The 18,284-nt window shown below is 60.9% G+C and carries 15 protein-coding genes, 4 tRNA genes and 1 pseudogene; 6 read left to right on the top strand and 14 right to left on the bottom strand.

Annotated features, from left to right (window positions below; translation table 11 throughout):
• Positions 1-42: 42 nt before the first annotated feature.
• The 5 genes from HKD46_RS04135 to pncC form a co-directional block, all read right to left on the bottom strand.
• Positions 43-1,290 carry an aspartate kinase gene (locus tag HKD46_RS04135; RefSeq protein WP_171864940.1) on the bottom strand — a complete coding sequence of 416 codons (1,248 nt, stop codon included), beginning with the start codon at positions 1,288-1,290 and terminating at the stop codon, positions 43-45.
• Between the two features lie 16 nt (positions 1,291-1,306).
• The gene (gene alaS / locus HKD46_RS04140; RefSeq protein WP_171864941.1) at positions 1,307-3,931 is read right to left on the bottom strand and encodes an alanine--tRNA ligase; all 2,625 of its coding nucleotides are present in this window, start codon (positions 3,929-3,931) and stop codon (positions 1,307-1,309) included.
• Between the two features lie 272 nt (positions 3,932-4,203).
• Positions 4,204-4,710 carry a regulatory protein RecX gene (locus HKD46_RS04145; RefSeq protein ID WP_171864942.1) on the bottom strand — a complete coding sequence of 169 codons (507 nt, stop codon included), beginning with the start codon at positions 4,708-4,710 and terminating at the stop codon, positions 4,204-4,206.
• Positions 4,711-4,751: 41 nt separating this feature from the next.
• Positions 4,752-5,816 carry a recombinase RecA gene (gene recA, locus HKD46_RS04150; protein WP_043154135.1) on the bottom strand — a complete coding sequence of 355 codons (1,065 nt, stop codon included), beginning with the start codon at positions 5,814-5,816 and terminating at the stop codon, positions 4,752-4,754.
• Between the two features lie 80 nt (positions 5,817-5,896).
• Positions 5,897-6,388, bottom strand: coding sequence for a nicotinamide-nucleotide amidase (gene pncC, locus HKD46_RS04155; protein ID WP_029313644.1), 492 nt, complete (start codon positions 6,386-6,388; stop codon positions 5,897-5,899).
• A 199-nt stretch (positions 6,389-6,587) separates the two neighbouring features.
• Here pncC and HKD46_RS04160 point away from each other — a divergent pair, with 199 nt between their 5' ends.
• Together HKD46_RS04160 and mutS are read left to right on the top strand one after the other, a co-directional pair.
• Positions 6,588-6,995, top strand: coding sequence for a Spy/CpxP family protein refolding chaperone (locus HKD46_RS04160; RefSeq protein ID WP_171864943.1), 408 nt, complete (start codon positions 6,588-6,590; stop codon positions 6,993-6,995).
• Between the two features lie 263 nt (positions 6,996-7,258).
• Complete coding sequence (mutS, locus tag HKD46_RS04165) at positions 7,259-9,829, top strand: DNA mismatch repair protein MutS (RefSeq protein WP_171864944.1); 2,571 nt, start codon at positions 7,259-7,261, stop codon at positions 9,827-9,829.
• A 70-nt stretch (positions 9,830-9,899) separates the two neighbouring features.
• Here the strand turns inward: mutS and HKD46_RS04170 are convergent, their stop codons facing one another.
• Positions 9,900-11,498, bottom strand: a complete 1,599-nt coding sequence (locus tag HKD46_RS04170; RefSeq protein ID WP_010672815.1) for a BCCT family transporter — start codon at positions 11,496-11,498, stop codon at positions 9,900-9,902.
• Positions 11,499-11,507: 9 nt separating this feature from the next.
• Positions 11,508-12,035, bottom strand: coding sequence for a hypothetical protein (locus tag HKD46_RS04175; protein WP_010672814.1), 528 nt, complete (start codon positions 12,033-12,035; stop codon positions 11,508-11,510).
• A gap of 163 nt (positions 12,036-12,198) precedes the next feature.
• Between HKD46_RS04175 and HKD46_RS04180 the strand changes: the two genes are divergently transcribed.
• On the top strand, positions 12,199-12,678 hold the full coding sequence (locus HKD46_RS04180) for a MarR family winged helix-turn-helix transcriptional regulator (RefSeq protein ID WP_010672813.1): 480 nt from the start codon (positions 12,199-12,201) through the stop codon (positions 12,676-12,678).
• A gap of 182 nt (positions 12,679-12,860) precedes the next feature.
• Here HKD46_RS04180 and HKD46_RS04185 read toward each other — a convergent pair.
• The 6 genes and pseudogenes from HKD46_RS04185 to plsY form a co-directional block, all read right to left on the bottom strand.
• A pseudogene (locus tag HKD46_RS04185) lies at positions 12,861-13,906 on the bottom strand (IS3 family transposase); the annotation flags it as partial.
• 98 nt (positions 13,907-14,004) lie between these two features.
• A tRNA-Asn gene (locus HKD46_RS04190) sits at positions 14,005-14,080 on the bottom strand.
• An 8-nt stretch (positions 14,081-14,088) separates the two neighbouring features.
• Positions 14,089-14,164 (bottom strand) — tRNA-Phe (locus tag HKD46_RS04195).
• Between the two features lie 3 nt (positions 14,165-14,167).
• Positions 14,168-14,243, bottom strand: a tRNA-Thr gene (locus HKD46_RS04200).
• A 52-nt stretch (positions 14,244-14,295) separates the two neighbouring features.
• Positions 14,296-14,371, bottom strand: a tRNA-Phe gene (locus HKD46_RS04205).
• A 47-nt stretch (positions 14,372-14,418) separates the two neighbouring features.
• Positions 14,419-15,081, bottom strand: a complete 663-nt coding sequence (gene plsY / locus HKD46_RS04210) for a glycerol-3-phosphate 1-O-acyltransferase PlsY (protein ID WP_029314836.1) — start codon at positions 15,079-15,081, stop codon at positions 14,419-14,421.
• 171 nt (positions 15,082-15,252) lie between these two features.
• Between plsY and folB the strand changes: the two genes are divergently transcribed.
• The 3 genes from folB (at position 15,253) to HKD46_RS04225 (ending at position 16,733) form a co-directional block, all read left to right on the top strand.
• Positions 15,253-15,624 carry a dihydroneopterin aldolase gene (gene folB, locus HKD46_RS04215; protein ID WP_010675798.1) on the top strand — a complete coding sequence of 124 codons (372 nt, stop codon included), beginning with the start codon at positions 15,253-15,255 and terminating at the stop codon, positions 15,622-15,624.
• Positions 15,624-16,133 carry a 2-amino-4-hydroxy-6-hydroxymethyldihydropteridine diphosphokinase gene (gene folK, locus HKD46_RS04220; protein WP_041211771.1) on the top strand — a complete coding sequence of 170 codons (510 nt, stop codon included), beginning with the start codon at positions 15,624-15,626 and terminating at the stop codon, positions 16,131-16,133. The genes folB and folK overlap by 1 nt, the downstream gene beginning before the upstream one ends.
• Before the next feature lie 117 nt (positions 16,134-16,250).
• A complete protein-coding gene (locus HKD46_RS04225) occupies positions 16,251-16,733 on the top strand; it encodes a YbaK/EbsC family protein (protein WP_042864868.1) in 483 nt (160 codons plus the stop codon).
• Between the two features lie 9 nt (positions 16,734-16,742).
• On the opposite strand, the gene mdtD is transcribed toward HKD46_RS04225, so the two are convergent.
• Entirely contained in the window at positions 16,743-18,131 is a 1,389-nt protein-coding gene (mdtD, locus tag HKD46_RS04230) for a multidrug transporter subunit MdtD (RefSeq protein WP_010675801.1), read from the bottom strand.
• Positions 18,132-18,284 lie beyond the last annotated feature (153 nt).

The raw sequence follows: 18,284 nt of genomic DNA on the forward strand, positions 1-18,284 counted from the left end.
TTACAAAGATACCGATATGGTAAATGGTTGAAACTAAATCAATCAGGGATTGTTTCCCAAGGGCTGCTCATGAGGCTCTTGATCCAACCCGAACGCCGAGTGCAACGAACGCACGGCCAGCTCCAGGTACTTCTCGTCAATCACCACGGATATCTTGATTTCAGAGGTGGAGATCAGCTGCATGTTGATCCCTTCCTCACCCAATACCTTGAACATGGTGCGCGCTACACCAGGATGATTCCACATGCCGACCCCGACGATGGAGACCTTGGCGATCTCTCCGTTGCCCTGCACGCAGGCGGCCCCCAGCTCGCTGGCGGTCTCCTCCAGCAAGGCGCGGGCCCGGCGATAATCATCGCGATTCACCGTGAAGGTGAAGTCGGCAGTACCATCCCCCATGGTGTTCTGCACTATCATGTCGACATCTATGTTGGCGTCGCTGATCGGATTCAGGATCTGCGCGGCCACGGTCGGCCTGTCCGGCACACCCAGAATGGTCAGGCTGGCCTCGTTGCGATTGAACGCAATGCCGGATACCAGGGGTGCTTCCATCCTCTCACCTCCATATGTGATTAAGGTTCCCTCTCCGTCGACGAAACTCGACAGCACCCTTAGCGGCACGCGGTACTTGCCCGCGAACTCGACCGAACGGATCTGCAACACCTTGGCACCGAGACTCGCCATCTCGAGCATCTCCTCGAAGGTGATGGTATCGAGGCGGCGCGCCTTGGGCTCGATGCGCGGATCCGTGGTATACACCCCGTCCACATCGGTAAAGATCTGGCACTCGTCGGCCTTGATGGCCGCAGCCACGGCCACCGCGGTGGTATCCGAACCACCTCGGCCCAGGGTAGTGATGGCATTGTGCTCATCGCGCCCCTGGAAACCGGCAATCACTACCACCTTGCCGGCACCGAGTGCGGCTTCCACCTGATCGGTGTCGATACGGGTGATGCGCGCCTTGCCATAGGCGGAATCGGTGTGGATGCGGACCTGATCACCGGTCATCGAGACTGCGGGGCAACCGCGCTTGTTGAGCGCAATCGCCAGCAGTGCAATGGTGACCTGCTCACCGGTGGAGATCAGCACATCCATCTCGCGCCGGTTGGCATCCTGGTCCAGCTGCTGGGCCATGCCCAGCAACCGGTTGGTTTCGCCCGACATGGCGGAGACCACCACCACCACGTCATGTCCCTGGGCACGGGTCAGTTGAACCCGCTCAGCAACTGCCTCGATCCGCTCCAGCGTGCCGACCGAGGTGCCACCGTACTTCTGTACATAGAGTGCCACAGATCACCTCGCCCGCTTACAGGCGCTCTTCCAGCCAGGAGTGAACGGATTGCAGCGCCGCCGGCACCGCCTCAGGCTGGGTACCACCCGCCTGTGCCATGTCGGGACGACCACCGCCCTTGCCACCCACCTGCTGGGCCACCAGATTGACCAGTTCACCAGCTTTGACCTTGCCGGTCAGGTCATTGGTCACGCCCGCGATCAGGTTGACCTTGCCATCACTGCTGGTTGCCAGCAGCACGACACCGGATTTCATCTGGTTCTTCAGCTCGTCCAGCATGCCGCGCAGGGATTTGGGGTCGACCCCTTCCAGGGCGGCAACCAGCACCTTCTGGCCATTGATGTCGATGACCTGGCTCAGCAGGTCGTTACCCGCCTGCGCCGCCAGCTTGGCCTTGAGCTGTTCCAGCTCGCGCTCCATCATCTTGGCCTTGTCCAGTACCTGGCGCACCTTGTCGGCGATGGAGAACTGATCGCCCTTCACCAGCGCGGCGGCCTCTTCGATCTGTTCACCCAACTGGTGCATCAGATCGATGGCGCTCTTGCCGGTGACCGCTTCGATACGGCGCACGCCAGCCGCGATGCCGCTCTCGGCGATGATCTTGAAGAAGCCGATGTCACCGGTGCGCTTGGCGTGAGTACCGCCGCACAGCTCGGTGGAGTAGTCGCCCATGCGTACCACGCGCACATCGTCTTCATATTTCTCGCCAAACAGCGCCATGGCACCGGCTGACTTGGCCTCTTCCAGCCCCATCAGCTGGGTGACCACCTCGTGGTTGGCACGGATCTGGGCGTTGACGAGCTCCTCGATCCGGCGAATGGTCGCCATGGTCAGCCCTTCGAAGTGGGAGAAGTCGAAGCGCATGCGCTCGGCGCCCACCAGGGATCCTTTCTGGGTCACGTGCTCACCCAGCGCCTGGCGCAAGGCCGCGTGCAGCAGGTGAGTCACGGAGTGGTTAAGGGCGATGGCTTGGCGACGGTCGCCATCGACCACGGCCTCGACCTCGGCTCCCTTCTCCAGGGTACCCAGTTCCAGATAGCCCTTGTGGATGATCGCCTTGCCCGCTTTCTGGGTGTCGGTGACGGCGAAGATGCCGTCATCCACCTTGAGGATGCCACTGTCACCCACCTGACCGCCGGACTCCGCATAGAAGGGGGTCTCCGCCAGCACGATCACTGCCTCTTCACCGGCGATGAGGCCATTGACCTCGACACCATCCTTGTAGATACCGACCACCTGGGTGTTCTGGCTCAGTTGCTTGTAACCGGTAAAGGGGGTCTCGAAATCGAGCTTCAGCACGTCGTTGTAGTTCACGCCGAAACTGGAAGCCTCTTTCGCGCGGGCGCGCTGCTTCTCCATCTCGGCCTTGAAGCCCTCTTCGTCGATGCCGATCTCGCGCTCGCGCACCACGTCGGCGGTCAGGTCGGCCGGGAAGCCGTATGTGTCATAGAGCTTGAACACCACTTCACCCGGGATCACCTTGGCATCACCGAGGTTGGCCAGGGCGTCTTCCAGCAGCAGCAGACCTCTGTCCAGCGTGCGGACGAACTGCTCCTCCTCGATGCGCAACACTCGCTCGACCAGCGGCAGCTGGGCGATCAGTTCCGCCGCCACATCCTTCATCTGCACGGCCAGCTCGGCAGCCAGCTTGTAGAAGAAGACGTCGGTAGCACCCAGCTTGCGGCCGTGACGCACGGCGCGGCGGATGATGCGGCGCAGCACGTAGCCGCGACCTTCATTGGAGGGCATGACACCGTCAGCCACCAGGAAGGCGCAGGAACGGATGTGGTCCGCGATGACGCGCAGGGACTGGTTGCTCAGATCCGTGGTGCCGACAATCTCGGCCGCCTTCTTGATCAACGCCTGGAAGATGTCGATCTCATAGTTGGAGTGCACCCCCTGCATGATGGCGGAGATACGCTCCAGACCCATGCCGGTATCCACGGACGGACGGGGCAGCGGCTCCATGGTGCCGTCAGCCTGACGGTTGAACTGCATGAAGACCACGTTCCAGATCTCGATGAAGCGGTCGCCATCCTCTTCCGGTGAACCGGGAGGGCCACCCCAGATGTGATCGCCGTGGTCGTAGAAGATCTCGGTACAGGGACCGCATGGGCCGGTATCGCCCATGGCCCAGAAGTTGTCGGATGCATAAGGAGCACCCTTGTTGTCACCGATGCGCACGATGCGATCGGCCGGCACGCCGACCTCTTTTTCCCAGATGTCGAAGGCTTCGTCATCAGTCGCGTAGACGGTCACCAGCAGGCGCTCTTTGGGCAGCTTGAGGGTACCGGTCAGGAATTCCCATGCAAACCGGATGGCGTCCTGTTTGAAGTAGTCACCGAAGCTGAAGTTGCCCAGCATCTCGAAGAAGGTATGGTGACGGGCGGTATAGCCGACGTTTTCCAGGTCATTGTGCTTGCCGCCAGCCCGCACGCAACGCTGGGCCGTGGTGGCACGGTGATAGGCACGCTTGTCGGCGCCAAGGAACACGTCCTTGAACTGGTTCATCCCTGCGTTGGTGAACAGCAGGGTCGGATCGTTGTGCGGTACCAGCGAGCTGGAAGAGACAACCTGGTGTCCCTGGGTGCGGAAATACTCGAGAAACGCAGCGCGAATCTCTGACGTGGACATGTACATGGAAAATCCTGCTTGATTCGAATACGGACTTTTAACCGCATTAATGTAAGTTTTCTGCAGGGTAAAGTAAAACGTGGGGACCCTTGGCGGGTGAAATAGCCCCCAAGGGGCCAGCGTTTGGCAGCAGCACCCGCAAGCACGTCGCAACAGGGGGGCTTCGGGATGCCTCGCTCGAGCACAGGGCCACCATTGACAGACCCGGCGAAGGGCTGATATTCCCCACCAGCCGCACCGCACGCCAGTTGCTATAGGTGTTCAACCTCGGCGCGCCACTATTGCTCACCTTGCATGGCTGAGAGGGCGTAACGGGCTTGCTCCTGGGTAAAACCACGCCCCATCAGATATTTGAGCCACTTCATGCGCAGTTTGAAGTCGGCAAAGTCGGTCGCCTTTGCCCGACGCGACAACAACGCAAGCGCCAGTTCGAACCAGTCGAGCTCGGGTTGATCCAGGGCCGCCTCGATCTGGGTGTCATCCAGCCCCTTGCGACGCAGGTCGAAGCGGATCCTGAGCGGACCATGGCCTTTGGCCGCACCGGCCCGCACCGCCATGGCACCGTAACGATCGTCATTGACCCAGCCATAGCCACGGCAATGGTCGAGTACAACGGCGACCACCTCCTCCTCGAATCCCTTCTGACGCAGGCGTCTGGCCAGCTCGGACTCCGCACTTTCGCGGCGGGCAAGACTACGCATGGCAAAGGCGCGGGCGGCGGCGACCTGCTCTTCAAAGGTCAATTCGACGGGCTCGCCCGGCTCGTTCACTGATTCATCCACCATAAACAACAAGGCCGGGTATCAACCCGGCCTTTCCTCATTCCTTATTCGAACTCTTGTTCGTTTTCGGCTTCAAACTCGGCGTATTCGGCAGCCGTGGCCTTCTCCTCCACCGGCGCGGCGCCGGAGAGCAGCAGCTCGCGCAGCTTCACTTCCACCTCGGCAGCCAGTGCCTTGTTTTCGGAGAAGAGCTTCATCACGTTGGCTTTACCCTGGCCGATCTTCTCGCCGTTGTAGCTGTACCAGGCACCCGCCTTGTCGATCAGCTTGTGCTTGACGCCCAAGTCCACCAGCTCGCCCTCCTTGGAGATGCCGGCACCATAGAAGATCTGGAATTCAGCCTGCTTGAAGGGTGGCGCCACCTTGTTCTTCACTACCTTGACGCGGGTCTCGTTACCGACCACTTCGTCACCCTCCTTGATGGCGCCGGTACGACGGATGTCCAGGCGCACGGAGGCGTAAAACTTCAGAGCGTTACCACCGGTGGTGGTCTCCGGGCTGCCGAACATGACACCGATCTTCATCCGGATCTGGTTGATGAAGATGCACAGGCAGTTGGCGTTCTTGATGTTGGCGGTCAATTTACGCAGCGCCTGCGACATCAGACGAGCCTGCAGGCCGACGTGGGAGTCACCCATCTCCCCTTCGATTTCCGCTTTCGGGGTCAAGGCCGCCACGGAGTCGACGATGATGACGTCGACGGCATTGGAGCGCACCAGCATGTCGCAAATCTCCAGTGCCTGTTCACCGGTATCCGGCTGGGAGATGAGCAGGTCGTCGACGTTGACGCCCAGCTTGGCGGCATAGATAGGATCCAGTGCGTGCTCCGCATCGACGAAAGCACAGGTTTTGCCCTTCTTCTGGGCTTCGGCGATCACCTGCAGGGTCAGCGTAGTTTTACCGGACGATTCCGGACCGTAGATCTCGACGATACGACCGCACGGCAGACCACCGATCCCCAGCGCCACGTCCAGAGAGAGAGAGCCGGTGGAGATGGCTTCGATATCCATGGTCTTGCTGTCGCCCAGACGCATGATGGAGCCTTTGCCAAACTGCTTTTCGATCTGGCCCAGCGCAGCCGCCAGTGCCTTCTGTTTGTTCTGATCCATGCCAATCTCCGCTGGGAATCGTGAGTAAGAAGTGAAGTTGGGCTAAGTATACTGTTTATGCATACAGTATCAAGCCCAATTTATTTGAGCAGTGCCAGGAGTCCGGACAAGGCCTGTCTGACCGCCTGCTGGCGCACCTGATGGCGATCCCCATCGAAACGGGCGAGCAGGGAGTGGTGACGACCGGTACGATCTGCCCAGGCAAACCAGACAGTGCCGACCGGTTTCTCCTCGCTGCCACCACCAGGCCCGGCGATACCGCTGATGGCCACGCAGATACCCGCATCGGAGCGAGCCAGGCAGCCCCGGGTCATCTCCAGCACCACGGGTTCGCTGACGGCACCGTGGCGCAACAGGCTATCGATGCTGACGCCGAGCATCTGCTGTTTGGCTTCGTTGGTGTAGGTCACGAAACCGCGATCGAACCAGGCCGAGCTGCCGGCAGTATCCGTGATGGCAGTGGCAACCCCGCCGCCGGTGCAGGATTCCGCCGTGGCGGCAAGCCAGCCTCTGGCCAGCAGTGCTTCGCCCAGTTCCCGGGATAAGCGGGAGATCTCTGCTTCAAGTCCCATCATCGCGTCCTCTTCCGGCCTCTTCCAGGCGAAATATGGCGCTTATTATGCAGTTGCCCCGCCCCTCGGGCAACCGACCCCGGGGCCACTGCGTCAGCAAGTTGTCGTCGCTTAAGCTCCAGTACATGGCTGCTCGTTATCATGTTCCAACACCGCCATGCATGCGGTTTCCATCCCATCAGACCAAGGAGAAAGCCGGATGATGCATCCGTTCAACGTCGCCATGACAGCCCTCGCAATGTGTATCGCCACCCATGCCTTTGCCACCGAGGGCACCGCCGAGCTGCAGAGCGAGACCACCCTGGCCCAGGAGCTGAACCTCTCCAGCGCCCAGGTGGAGCAGATCAAGGGGCTGCGCGAGCAGGCCACCAGGGAGCTGGGCTCAATCAAGCTTGATGCCATCGGCCAGGACGTCATCGTCAACATGATCAAGTCCGGCAAATGGGATGAAGTGGCGGCGAGAAAGCAGTTGCAGACCATCAGCGACGTACAGGCCGAGGCCCGCTACCATCGCGCCCACTACCTCTTCGAGGTGAGCCGGGTGCTGACACCCGAGCAGAAAGCCAAACTGCACGAGATGCTGAGCGGCGACGAAGCCATGTACTGAGGGCGACACTCTCCCCGTCTCTCCCATCCCCGCATCCGTGCGGGGATGTTATTTCTCCTCCCCCATGCCTCTTTTCGGCCAGGCTCCCCCCAGACCACTCTGGTCAGCATCATCCGGATGCACAGATCCGCGACGGGATGCCGGCTTTGCCTCCAAGACGGAGATTCCTCCTCACCATCTTGCCTCGAGCATGTAGAATGGCCCCCAGATTCAGACCCATGACGGCAGACGTTTGCCCGCAAGAGCACCTTCTGGAATAGCACATGACAGCACAATACCAAGCGCCAGGCGCCAACTTGAGCGCCCACACCCCCATGATGCAGCAGTATCTGACTCTCAAGGCCGAAAACCCGGAGATCCTGCTGTTCTATCGCATGGGTGACTTCTACGAGCTCTTCTACGACGACGCCCGCAAGGCCTCCCAGCTGCTCGACATCTCCCTGACCAAGCGCGGCCAGTCGGCCGGCAGCCCCATCCCGATGGCCGGGGTGCCCTATCACGCCATCGAGGGGTATCTCGCCAAGCTGGTACAGCTCGGCGAATCGGCCGCCATCTGCGAGCAGGTGGGGGATCCCGCCACCAGCAAGGGGCCCGTGGAGCGCAAGGTTATTCGCATCATCACCCCGGGTACCGTCTCCGACGAGGCGCTGCTCAGCGAGCGGCAGGACAACCTGATCGCCGCCGTCTACCACGATGGCCGCCGCTTCGGTTACGGCACCATGGACATCGGCTCCGGTCGCTTCTTCATCAACCAGTTCGAGAAAGAAGAGACCCTGCTGGCGGAGCTGCAACGCACCAATCCGGCGGAGCTGCTCTACCCCGAATCGTTCGTCTTCCTGCACCATGTCGAGGGTCGCCGCGGTCTGCGTCGCCGCCCGGAGTGGGAGTTCGAGCTCGGCACCGCCCGCAAGCTCTTGTGCCAGCAGTTCGGCACCCAGGATCTGGTGGGCTTTGGGGTCGAGCAGAGCGAGACCGCCCTGTGCGCCGCCGGCTGCCTGATGCAGTACGTGAAAGACACCCAGCGCACCGCCCTGCCCCACATTCGCAGCGTGCGCCTGGAGCAGCCCGATCATGCGGTCATCATGGATGCCGCCACCCGCCGCAATCTGGAGCTGACCCAGAATCTGGCTGGCGGCCACGACAACACCCTCTCCGCCGTGCTCGATTGCACCGCCACGCCGATGGGCAGCCGGCTGCTCAAGCGCTGGATCCATCAGCCGATCCGCGACCGGGTGATCCTCAAAGGTCGCCAGAGCACCATCAAGGAGCTCATCGAGCAGAACCTCTATGACGAGTTGGGCGGATTGCTGCGCCAGGTCGGTGACGTGGAGCGGGTGCTGGCGCGTCTCGCCCTGCGCTCGGCCCGCCCGCGCGATCTGACCCGGTTGCGGCAGGCTTTCGCTCAGCTGCCCGAGTTGCAGCGGCTGCTGGCGGAGAGCGAGCACGAGGCGGTGCAGCAACTGCGCGAGCGGGCGAGCACCTTCCCCGAACTGTTCGACCTGCTGGAGCGTGCCGTGATGGAGGTGCCGCCGGTGCTCATCCGCGATGGCGGCGTCATCCGTGAAGGGTTCAATCAGGAGCTGGACGAGCTGCGGGATCTGGCCAACGGCGCCACCGCCAGCCTGGCCCGCATCGAGGAACGGGAGAAGGCGCTCACCGGCATCAACACTCTCAAGGTGGGCTACAACAAGGTGCACGGCTTCTATATCGAGGTGAGCCGTGCCAACAGCCACCTGGTGCCGGCTCACTACATCCGCCGCCAGACGCTGAAAAACAACGAGCGCTACATCATCGATGAGCTGAAGAAGTACGAGGACAAAGTGCTCACCGCCCAGGCCCAGGCGCTGGCGCTGGAAAAACGCCTCTACGAAGAGCTGCTCGACGCCCTGCTGCCCCACCTCGGCGATCTGCAGGAGTCTGCTGCCGCACTGGCGGAGCTGGACGTACTGGCCAACCTGGCGGAGCGGGCAGAGACCCTCGACTATCGCTGCCCCACCCTCATCGACGAAGATCAGATCCTCATCGAGGCGGGCCGCCATCCGGTGGTGGAGCAGGTGATGACCGACCCCTTTATCGCCAACCCCATCCGGCTGGAGCGGGAGCGGCGGATGCTGATCATCACCGGCCCCAACATGGGCGGTAAGTCCACCTACATGCGCCAGACTGCGCTGATCGTGCTGCTGGCCCATATCGGCGCCTTCGTGCCCGCCGACAGCGCCCGCATCGGCCCCATCGACCGCATCTTCACCCGCATCGGGGCGTCGGATGATCTCGCCTCCGGCCGCTCCACCTTTATGGTGGAGATGACCGAGACTGCCAATATCCTCAACAACGCCACCGCCCGCAGTCTGGTGCTGATGGACGAGATTGGCCGCGGCACCAGCACCTACGACGGCCTCTCCCTGGCCTGGGCCTGCGCCGAGCAGCTGGCAAGCAAGATTGGCGCCTACACCCTGTTCGCCACTCACTACTTCGAGCTGACCCGCCTGCCCGAGCTGATGAGCGGGCTGGCCAACGTCCACCTGGATGCGGTGGAGCACGGCGACACCATCGCCTTCATGCACGCGGTGCAGGAAGGTGCGGCCAGCCGATCCTACGGCCTGCAGGTAGCGGCGCTGGCCGGGGTGCCGAAATCGGTGATCCACCAGGCCCGCCACAAGCTGCACGAGCTGGAGAGTGCCACTCCGGTGGCCGCCGGCGAAAGCCGTCCGGCTCCGGTCACTCTCGCCCCGCAACCCCATCCTGTGGTGGAGGAGCTGGCAGCAGTACGTCCGGACGAGCTGACCCCGCGACAGGCCCTTGACCTGCTCTATCGACTCAAGCAGATGCTGTAACTACCGACCGCCGAACAGGCATGAAAAAGGGGAACCGCGAGGTTCCCCTTTTGTTTGACCGAACCTGTCATCAGCCCGGACCGATGCGATCCATCAGGCTCAGATTGACCGACCCCGGATGGCGCTTGAGCTTCTGCCTGTATTCGAACTGGTGCTGGCTCTCCTGTTTGAGCCCCTGCATCAGGGAGTAGCACATGGCCAGCATGATGACCGAGAAGGGCAGCGCGGCGATGATGCTGGCGGCCTGCAGGGCGGCCAGCCCGCCGGAGACCAGCAGAATGGCCGCGACCAGCCCCTGCCCCAGTCCCCAGATGGCGCGGTGCAGCACGGGGGGATCCTGGTCGCCAATGGAGAGCAGCGTCGTAATCACGAGCGTGCCCGAGTCACTGGAGGTGATGAAGTAGGTGCAGATAAGCAGGGTCAGCACCCCTTTGGCAATCCAGCCGAAGGTCTCCCAGTGCAGCAGTTCCACCGTCTTGTAGAGCGCCATGGTGACATCCTGATTGACCGCTTCCACTACGCCGCCGCCACCGAACAGCTCCAGGTTCATGGCAGTCCCGCCAAACACGGTGAGCCAGAGCATGCCGAGCAGGGAGGGCACCAGCAGAACACCGAGCACGAATTCACGGATCGTGCGGCCCTTGGAGATGCGCGCGATGAACATGCCGACAAAGGGGGCCCACGCAATCCACCAGCCCCAGTAGAACGCGGTCCAGCTGGACTGCCAGGCCGAGGTGCCGTTGGCTTCCGTATTGGTCCAGAAGCTCAGCTTGACGATGTTCTGCAGGTAATCACCGATGTTCTGCACATAAGCGTTGAGGATGTAGGTGGTTGGCCCCAGCACCAGGAAGAGGCCCAGCACGAACACGCTCAACCAGATATTGAGTTCGGAGAGGATCTTCACCCCGCGCCCGACACCGGAGATGGCCGACAGGGTGGCAATCAGGCTGATGCCACCGATGAGCCAGAGCTGGTTCGCTTGTGACACGCCCATGCCGAACATCTGGTTGAGGCCGGTGTTCATCTGGGAGACGCCCAGCCCAAGGGAGGTCGCCACCCCGAACACGGTACCGAACACCGCCAGCACGTCGGCGGCATGGCCCCAGAAGCCGTAGATGCGATCGCCAAGAATGGGGTAGAGCACGGAGCGGATGGCCAGCGGCAACTTGCGCCGGTAGCTGAAGAAGGCCAGCGACAGGCCGACGATCACATAGATGGCCCAGGGGTGCAGACCCCAGTGGAAGAAGGTGAGGCGCATGGCGATCTGGGCCGCTTCCGGCGTCATGCCTTCGGTGATGAAGGGGTTGCCCTGCAGGTGATACATGGGCTCGGCGATGCTCCAGAACACCAGGCCTATGCCCATGCCTGCGCTGAACAGCATGGAGAACCAGGCAAAGTAGCCAAACTCCGGTACCTGGTCGTCGTCGCCCAGCCGGATGCTGCCAAAGCGGCTGAACATCAGGTAGACGGCGAAGAACAGGAACAGGGCGACCACCAGGATGTAATACCACTTGAAGCCAGCAATGATGGTGTCCTTGGCCCCGGTAAACCAGGTTCCTGCGGTATCCGGATCAAAGACGCCGAACAGCAGGAAGAGGGTCACGACGGTGAGGGCCGTCATGGCCATGGTGGGATTGAGGCCTTTCAAAAGCCCTTTGGTTGCTCGCATCGGGCCTCCTTAGTCGTTGTTGAAAAAGTCTTCACCCACGTGATCGCCGGCACCGCCGATGGCGCGATAGGCCAGACGACCTGCCACCTGCTCACGGTGATCCACCAGGGTCACCGACGGCTGACCGTTCACTGCGTGGCGTTTGCCGAGGAAGATCGCCATGGGCACCCCCAGATTGGAGACACCGCTGGTGATCCAGAGGCGGTTGAAGTCATAGGAGCCACCGATGAACTCCAGCTGTGCCAGTCCATTGTCCAGACCCGCCAGATAGAAGTTCATGGCACTCTCGTCGGGGAAGAGGTGAACCAGCACATAGGCATAGCGCAACTCATTGACCAACTCCTTTAGGCTGAAAGAACCTGTGTTGCTGCAAGAGAGCGGCAGCTCACCATCGTAGTGGTGTACCTTGAGGTTGTTGGGGTCCTCGTCATAGGCAGGTTGATAACGCACAAATGCCGCGGTATCCGGCAGTTCATAGCGAACTCTGACCACACGCAGGTCGGCAACCAGGGACTTGATATCCAGGTCGTCATGCATGATTTCACTCCTCAAATATCGGGTTGGAATGGGGCAATTGTCCGATAACCTAACACAATATTCATTAGAGCTAAAACCATTACATCAAAAACCATATTGACCTTGTTATGGATTAGGCGGAGAATTTCGCGCCTCTCCACAGCCCTGCGATGACCCAGACCCCATGGAAAAACATGATGAAGTGCTGATCGCCCTGCGCCAGATCATCCGTGCCATCGACATGCACTCCAAGCGCTTGATCAAGGAGGCCGGCCTGACCTCGCCTCAGCTCCTGCTGCTCAAGGGGATCGACGAGCTTGGCCAGATCTCCATGCGCCAGCTGGCGGATCACACCAACATGAGCCAGGCCACCGCCACCACCATCATGGACCGACTGGAGAGCCGCCAGCTGGTGCAGCGCATTCGCAGCGAAACCGACAAACGCAAGGTGCATGCGACGCTCACTGACGCGGGACGTGCCCTGCTTGCCCAGGCTCCGACCCCCTTGCAGGAGAGTTTCATTCAACGCTTTCAGGCGCTGGAGAACTGGGAGCAGGGGTTGTTGCTCTCATCCCTGCAACGCATCTCCGCCATGATGAATGCCGACGGTATCGATGCCGCCCCCGTGCTGAGTGTCAGCCCCCTGACCGAAGAGCGGGCCTGAACTGCAGTGCCTAATCCTGAAGTCCGTTTACATGTTTTCAGTTAACTTCTGGCACTCAGAACCCGATGTACCGCATCGGGGATTCTGCATTGCGAGGCCTAATGCGATCATTCTAGGTTATAACTACCCACCACCTTATGCACCATCTTCCTCGTCTACACTAGGCCCTACGGGCTTTGCTACAGCAACTCTCCTTTCAGTATCCCGTTCACCCGCTCTGCCAGCGCATTCTGATAACAGTCATACCCATCAGTCATCGAGTACTGTACTCCGTACCGTTCATACAGCGTCTGATTCAAGCCTGAGCAATACTGCACCCTGCCGTCCGAGTGATGGATAAACTCCCCGCTGCCACACCGTTGCTTCAGTGCTCTCTTGAGCGCCATCACCACCAACTCAGCATGCATCCCTTCGTGCGTGTGATGCCCCGCTATCTTACGCGAGCAGGTATCCGTCACCAGGCTCAGGTAGAGTGGCCCGCTCTTTGCTGGCAGGTAAGTGATGTCGGCAACCGAGACCTGCCCTGGCGCCACCGCAGTGATTTTCACCGGGCCGGGTTTGAGCAAGTTGGGATGGCGATAGAAACGCTGAAAACTGTGGAGCGTCTTGTGATAGGCCCGTTTGGGCTGCACCAACAGACGGTGCTCGGCCAATATCCTAAACAGTCTGTCCCACCAGACCGTCAGCCCAGCATCGTCTTGGCCCTGCAGCAGATAATGCTACTTGTGGATGCCCACCCGTAGTGAACTTTGCGCACAAAGCTCACCACCTGCTGCCCTTGTGCATGACGCAAGTCGGCGACCCGATTGCGATTGTAGTCAGCCTAACGGTTTATTCCGAGGAACCAGCAAGCACTGAAGATGGTCAGCTTTTCGACATACCGCTGCGAGAGAGCTTACCAGGTCGTTTTTTACGATTGAGGCGCTTTCAAAGAACTGAGCCTCCAGGCTCATCAGCGCCAGCTACTCGAGCTCCTTGATACGCTGTTCAGACATTTGGTTGTCGGGATCAGGCATGATGTGATCCTGCCAGCTCTAATCGATGCTCCCTGGCTCCAACCCTGCAGACCATGCTTATGCAACCATACCAGAATGGTCGAATTGCCCTGAATGCCATATTGGAATTGTGTCTACTGGTAGGTGAGTTCACCTTTTTCAATCTGCTCGACCAGGGACAATTTAAACCTCAGTGAGTAATCGCGCTGTGTGCGTTTCACACCTTGTCCCATCGAGATCTCCATCTATTCGGGGAAGAAGGTATTAGCCATATTCAGGACGGGGACAACGGGAAAAGAAAAAGCCCAGCATTGCTGCTGGGCTTTTTATTTGGCTCCTCCTGCTGGGCTCGAACCAGCGACCTGCGGATTAACAGTCCGTCGCTCTACCGACTGAGCTAAGGAGGAATTATTCGTGGTGCCCAGAGACGGAATCGAACCGCCGACACGGGGATTTTCAATCCCCTGCTCTACCGACTGAGCTATCTGGGCAAATGGTGCCGGCTACCGGAATCGAACTGGTGACCTACTGATTACAAGTCAGTTGCTCTACCTACTGAGCTAAGCCGGCACACTTCAAACCATTGTGCATGAACACGTTTTTATTTCATGGCACCAAAACATGGTGCCCAGAGACGGAATCGAACCGCCGACACGGGGATTTTCAATCCCCTGCTCTACCGACTGAGCTATCTGGGCGTGGGCGCTATTAAACGGATTTTAGGGCAGGTGGTCAACGGGAAATTTCACTTTTCGTCTCGTTCGTCTCTTTTTTGCGCAGCATCATCCATTTTCATCACTTCTGCTGGCGGGACCGCTCCCCGGCGCCCCCAGAGGCGGGACTCCTCCCCCTTGAGCAGGCGGGTAATGTTCTCGTGATGACGGATCAGGATGAGACAGGAGAGCAGGGAGACCGGCAACGTGTATTCCGGTTTGAGCAGATAGGTAAAGAGCGGAGTCAGCAACACGGTCACGATGGACGCCAGTGACGAATAGCCGCTCACCAGCAGCACCAGCAGCCAGGTGGTGATGACGGCGCCCCCCATGGCAAAGCCGATGGGCAGCATGGTACCGAGGGCGGTGGCGACGCCCTTGCCGCCACGGAAGTGGAAGAAGAGGGGGTACATGTGGCCCAGACAGGCGGCCACCCCGATAAAGCCGAGGTAGACGGGCTTGATCTGCAGATACCAGGCGAGGTAGACGGGGGCCATCCCCTTGAGCACGTCGAGAAGCAGTACGATCAGCGCCGCCATCCGGCCGCCGAGGCGCAACACATTGGTCGCCCCCGGGTTGTGGGAACCATGGTCACGGGGATCCGGCAGACCCGTGATGCGGGAAACCAGCACGGCACTGGACAGCGAGCCGCCCAGATAGGCCAGAATAATCATCAAAATCGTCAGGGCCGTCATCTTGGTCGTTTTTACCACGATATGAATGGGGTATGATGCGGGCCACATTCCCAGGCCCGGGCTTGCCCGAAAGCGTGTCGCCCAAACCGGCCGCCAGCGGCAATCTGCTTGCCGGGCCTGCATCCCTGCGCTGTTTTCACAGCCCATCAAGAGTAAAGAAGAAGTACTGTCATGGACAAGGTGTTTATTCGCGGACTCGAGGTTTTGACCACCATAGGGGTATATGAGTGGGAGAAGGGCATTCGCCAGAAGCTCTGTTTCGACCTCGAGATGGGGTTTGACAATCGCCCAGCCGCCGCAACCGACGATATCAATCTGGCGCTGGATTACGCCACCCTCTCTCGCAAGATCTGTGATCACGCCCAGGGCAAGATAGTGGAGCTGGTCGAGACCATGGCCGAGCAGGTCGCCGCTCTGGTGCTGGAAGACGAGCGGGTACAGTGGGTCAAGGTGACCCTGACCAAACCGGGTGCCGTGCCCAATGCGGCAGGCGTCGGGGTCGAGATCCTGCGCCATCGCACGCCGGCTGCGAGCGCCAACTGATGACCCGCATCTATATCAGTCTGGGATCCAACATCGAACGGGAACGCCATATCCGCGCCGGCCTCGATGCCCTGCACGCCGAATTCGGCGAGTTGCAGGTCTCCCGGGTATTCGAGAGCGAGGCAGTGGGCTTCAACGGCCGCCCCTTCTACAACCTGGTGGTGGGTGCCGATACCGAGCTGCCCCTGGCGACCCTGTGCCAGCGGCTGCGCGCCATGGAGTTCGCTCACGGCCGCGAGCCGGATGCCAAGAAGTTCGCCCCCCGCACCCTGGATCTCGATCTGCTGCTCTACGGCGAGCTGGTCTGCGAGACGCCGCTGGTGCTGCCGCGCGGCGAGATCCTCACCAACGCCTTCGTGCTCTGGCCGCTGGCGGAGCTGGCTCCCACATTCCGCCATCCCATCGATGGTCGCACCATCGGTGAGCTGTGGGCAGGTTACGACAAAGCCTCCCAGCGCCTTGACCCCATTCCCTTCCACTGGAAAGCGGGCGAATTGCAGCATCACTGAACAACAAGGGCACCCTCGGGTGCCCTTGTTGATGACTCCGCTGATGATGGATAAGAAACGGTGATTGGGCCTGCGCCGGTGCAAGTGGCAGGATGACCGCCATCACAGGAGAACCCCATGCCACTCGATGCCATTCACGACTTCAACCGTCAGTTGCTCACCGACCTGCCCCACCAGCGCTTCGAGCACGAACCCATCCTCGATTACGCCACCGACGAGCGGGTCAAGGCTCGCCTCGGCTGGCAGGCCGAGTTCAGCAAGACCCTTTTCCTCAAATTCAAGGATGGTCGCTTCGCCCTGCTGCTGACCCACAGGGACGGCCGGCTCGACAGCAAGGCGGTCAAGGCGGCGCTCGGTGCCAAACCCTCCATCTGCACCGCCGACGAGATGCAGACCGAGATTGGCTGCCTGCCGGGAGCCGTCTGCCCCTTCCTGCCCCGCGCCGACATCCCCCTGCTGGTGGATCCCGTGCTCATGAATCACCACGCCTTTACCTGGACGCCGGGCCACCCCGAGCAGACTTTCCTGCTGGAGACCACCCACCTGGCCGGACTGCTGGCCCGATTGCCCTGCGACGTGAGCTACCTGCCAGCTCCCTGAGCCTGGGACTCAGCGCTTTTCTCGCGCCAGCTGGGCGAAGATCAGCGCAGCCAGCATGGACATCAGGCCGATGCACAGATAGGTGAGGTGGAACCCCTCCAGCCAGCGGCCACTCTCCTCGGGCTGGCCGATGGAGAAGAGCCCCAGCAGGCTGGCGGCGATGGCCACCCCCAGGCTCATGGAGAGCTGCATTACCACCGACAGCAGACCGTTGCCGCTACTGGCGTGCTCGCTGCTGAGATCCTGCAGGGTCAGGGTGTTCATGGCGGAAAATTGCAGGGAGTTGATGGCGCCAAAGACCGCCAGCCACACCAGCAGTACACCGTGGGGCACCTGGTTGTCGATGAAATAGAAGCTCGCGATCATGGCCCCGAGCGCCAGGGTGTTGCCGATCAGGATGCGGCGATAACCGATGCGCGGAATGAGCTTGTTCACCAGCGTCTTGGTCAGCATGGCGCCGATCACCGTGGGGATCATGGTCATCCCCGCCTTGCTCGGGGAGAAGCCGAGCCCCAGTTGCAGGAAGAGCGGGGTGAGAAACGGCATGGCGCCGCTGCCGAGGCGGGCAAACAGATTGCCCCAGATACCGATAGCGAAGGTGGACGTCTTGAACAGCGCCAGACTGAACAGGGGCTGCTCCGCCGTGGCGGCATAGAGCCAGTAGCTCGCCATGGCGGCCAGACCGAACAATACCGCAAACAGGGCCCAGCCGGTTGAGATGCTGTGCTCCCCCAGGCCTTGCAGACCGACGGATACCAGCACCATGCCGACACTGAACAGCACAAACCCCTGCCAGTCAAACCTGGCGGTGTGCTGGCGAAGGTCGGGCATGAAGTGCCAGCTCGCCACGAAGCCGAGCAGGCCCACCGGCAGGTTGATGAGGAAGACCCAGTGCCAGCTCGCCACCTCCACCAGCCAGCCCCCCAGGGCCGGGCCGATGAGGGGGCCGAGCAGACCGGGGATGGTGACGAACGACATCACCCTCAGCAGCTCATGTTTGCTGTAGACCCGCAGCACCGCCAGACGCCCGATGGGCATCAGCAAGGCCCCCCCGACCCCTTGCAACACCCGGGCGATCACCAGCATGGGCAGGGTGTTGGCGATGGCACAGGCCAGGGAACCCAGGGTAAACAGCAGGATGGCGACCAGATAGACCCGGCGGGTGCCGAATCTGTCCGCCAGCCAGCCGGAGGCGGGAATGAGCAGGGCCACCGTCAGCATGTAGGCGATGATGACGGACTGCATCTGCAGCGGACTCTCGCCCAGGGCCTCGGCCATGCTGGGCAGGGCAGTGTTGAGGATGGTGCCATCCAGGGTCTGCATGAAAAAACCGACCGCTGTCAGCCAGGGCAGCCATTTGCGCTGGGCGGGCGTCACCATCGGGGAGCTGTCAGGCATGGTTCTGTCTCTCCTCATCACATAAGAAAATCTATGGTCACCCCCTTTTTTGCAACCTTGATTTCGGGTGTTGTGGTTGGCTTGCTTAAATCTATCCGGCGTCTTGATGGAGAATGTTCTCCGCGCCACGATGAGAATCGCGCCTGACTGTCC

It is taken from the genome of Aeromonas sp. TW 6 (genome assembly GCF_013168745.1).
GTDB classification, from domain to species: domain Bacteria; phylum Pseudomonadota; class Gammaproteobacteria; order Enterobacterales; family Aeromonadaceae; genus Aeromonas; species Aeromonas caviae.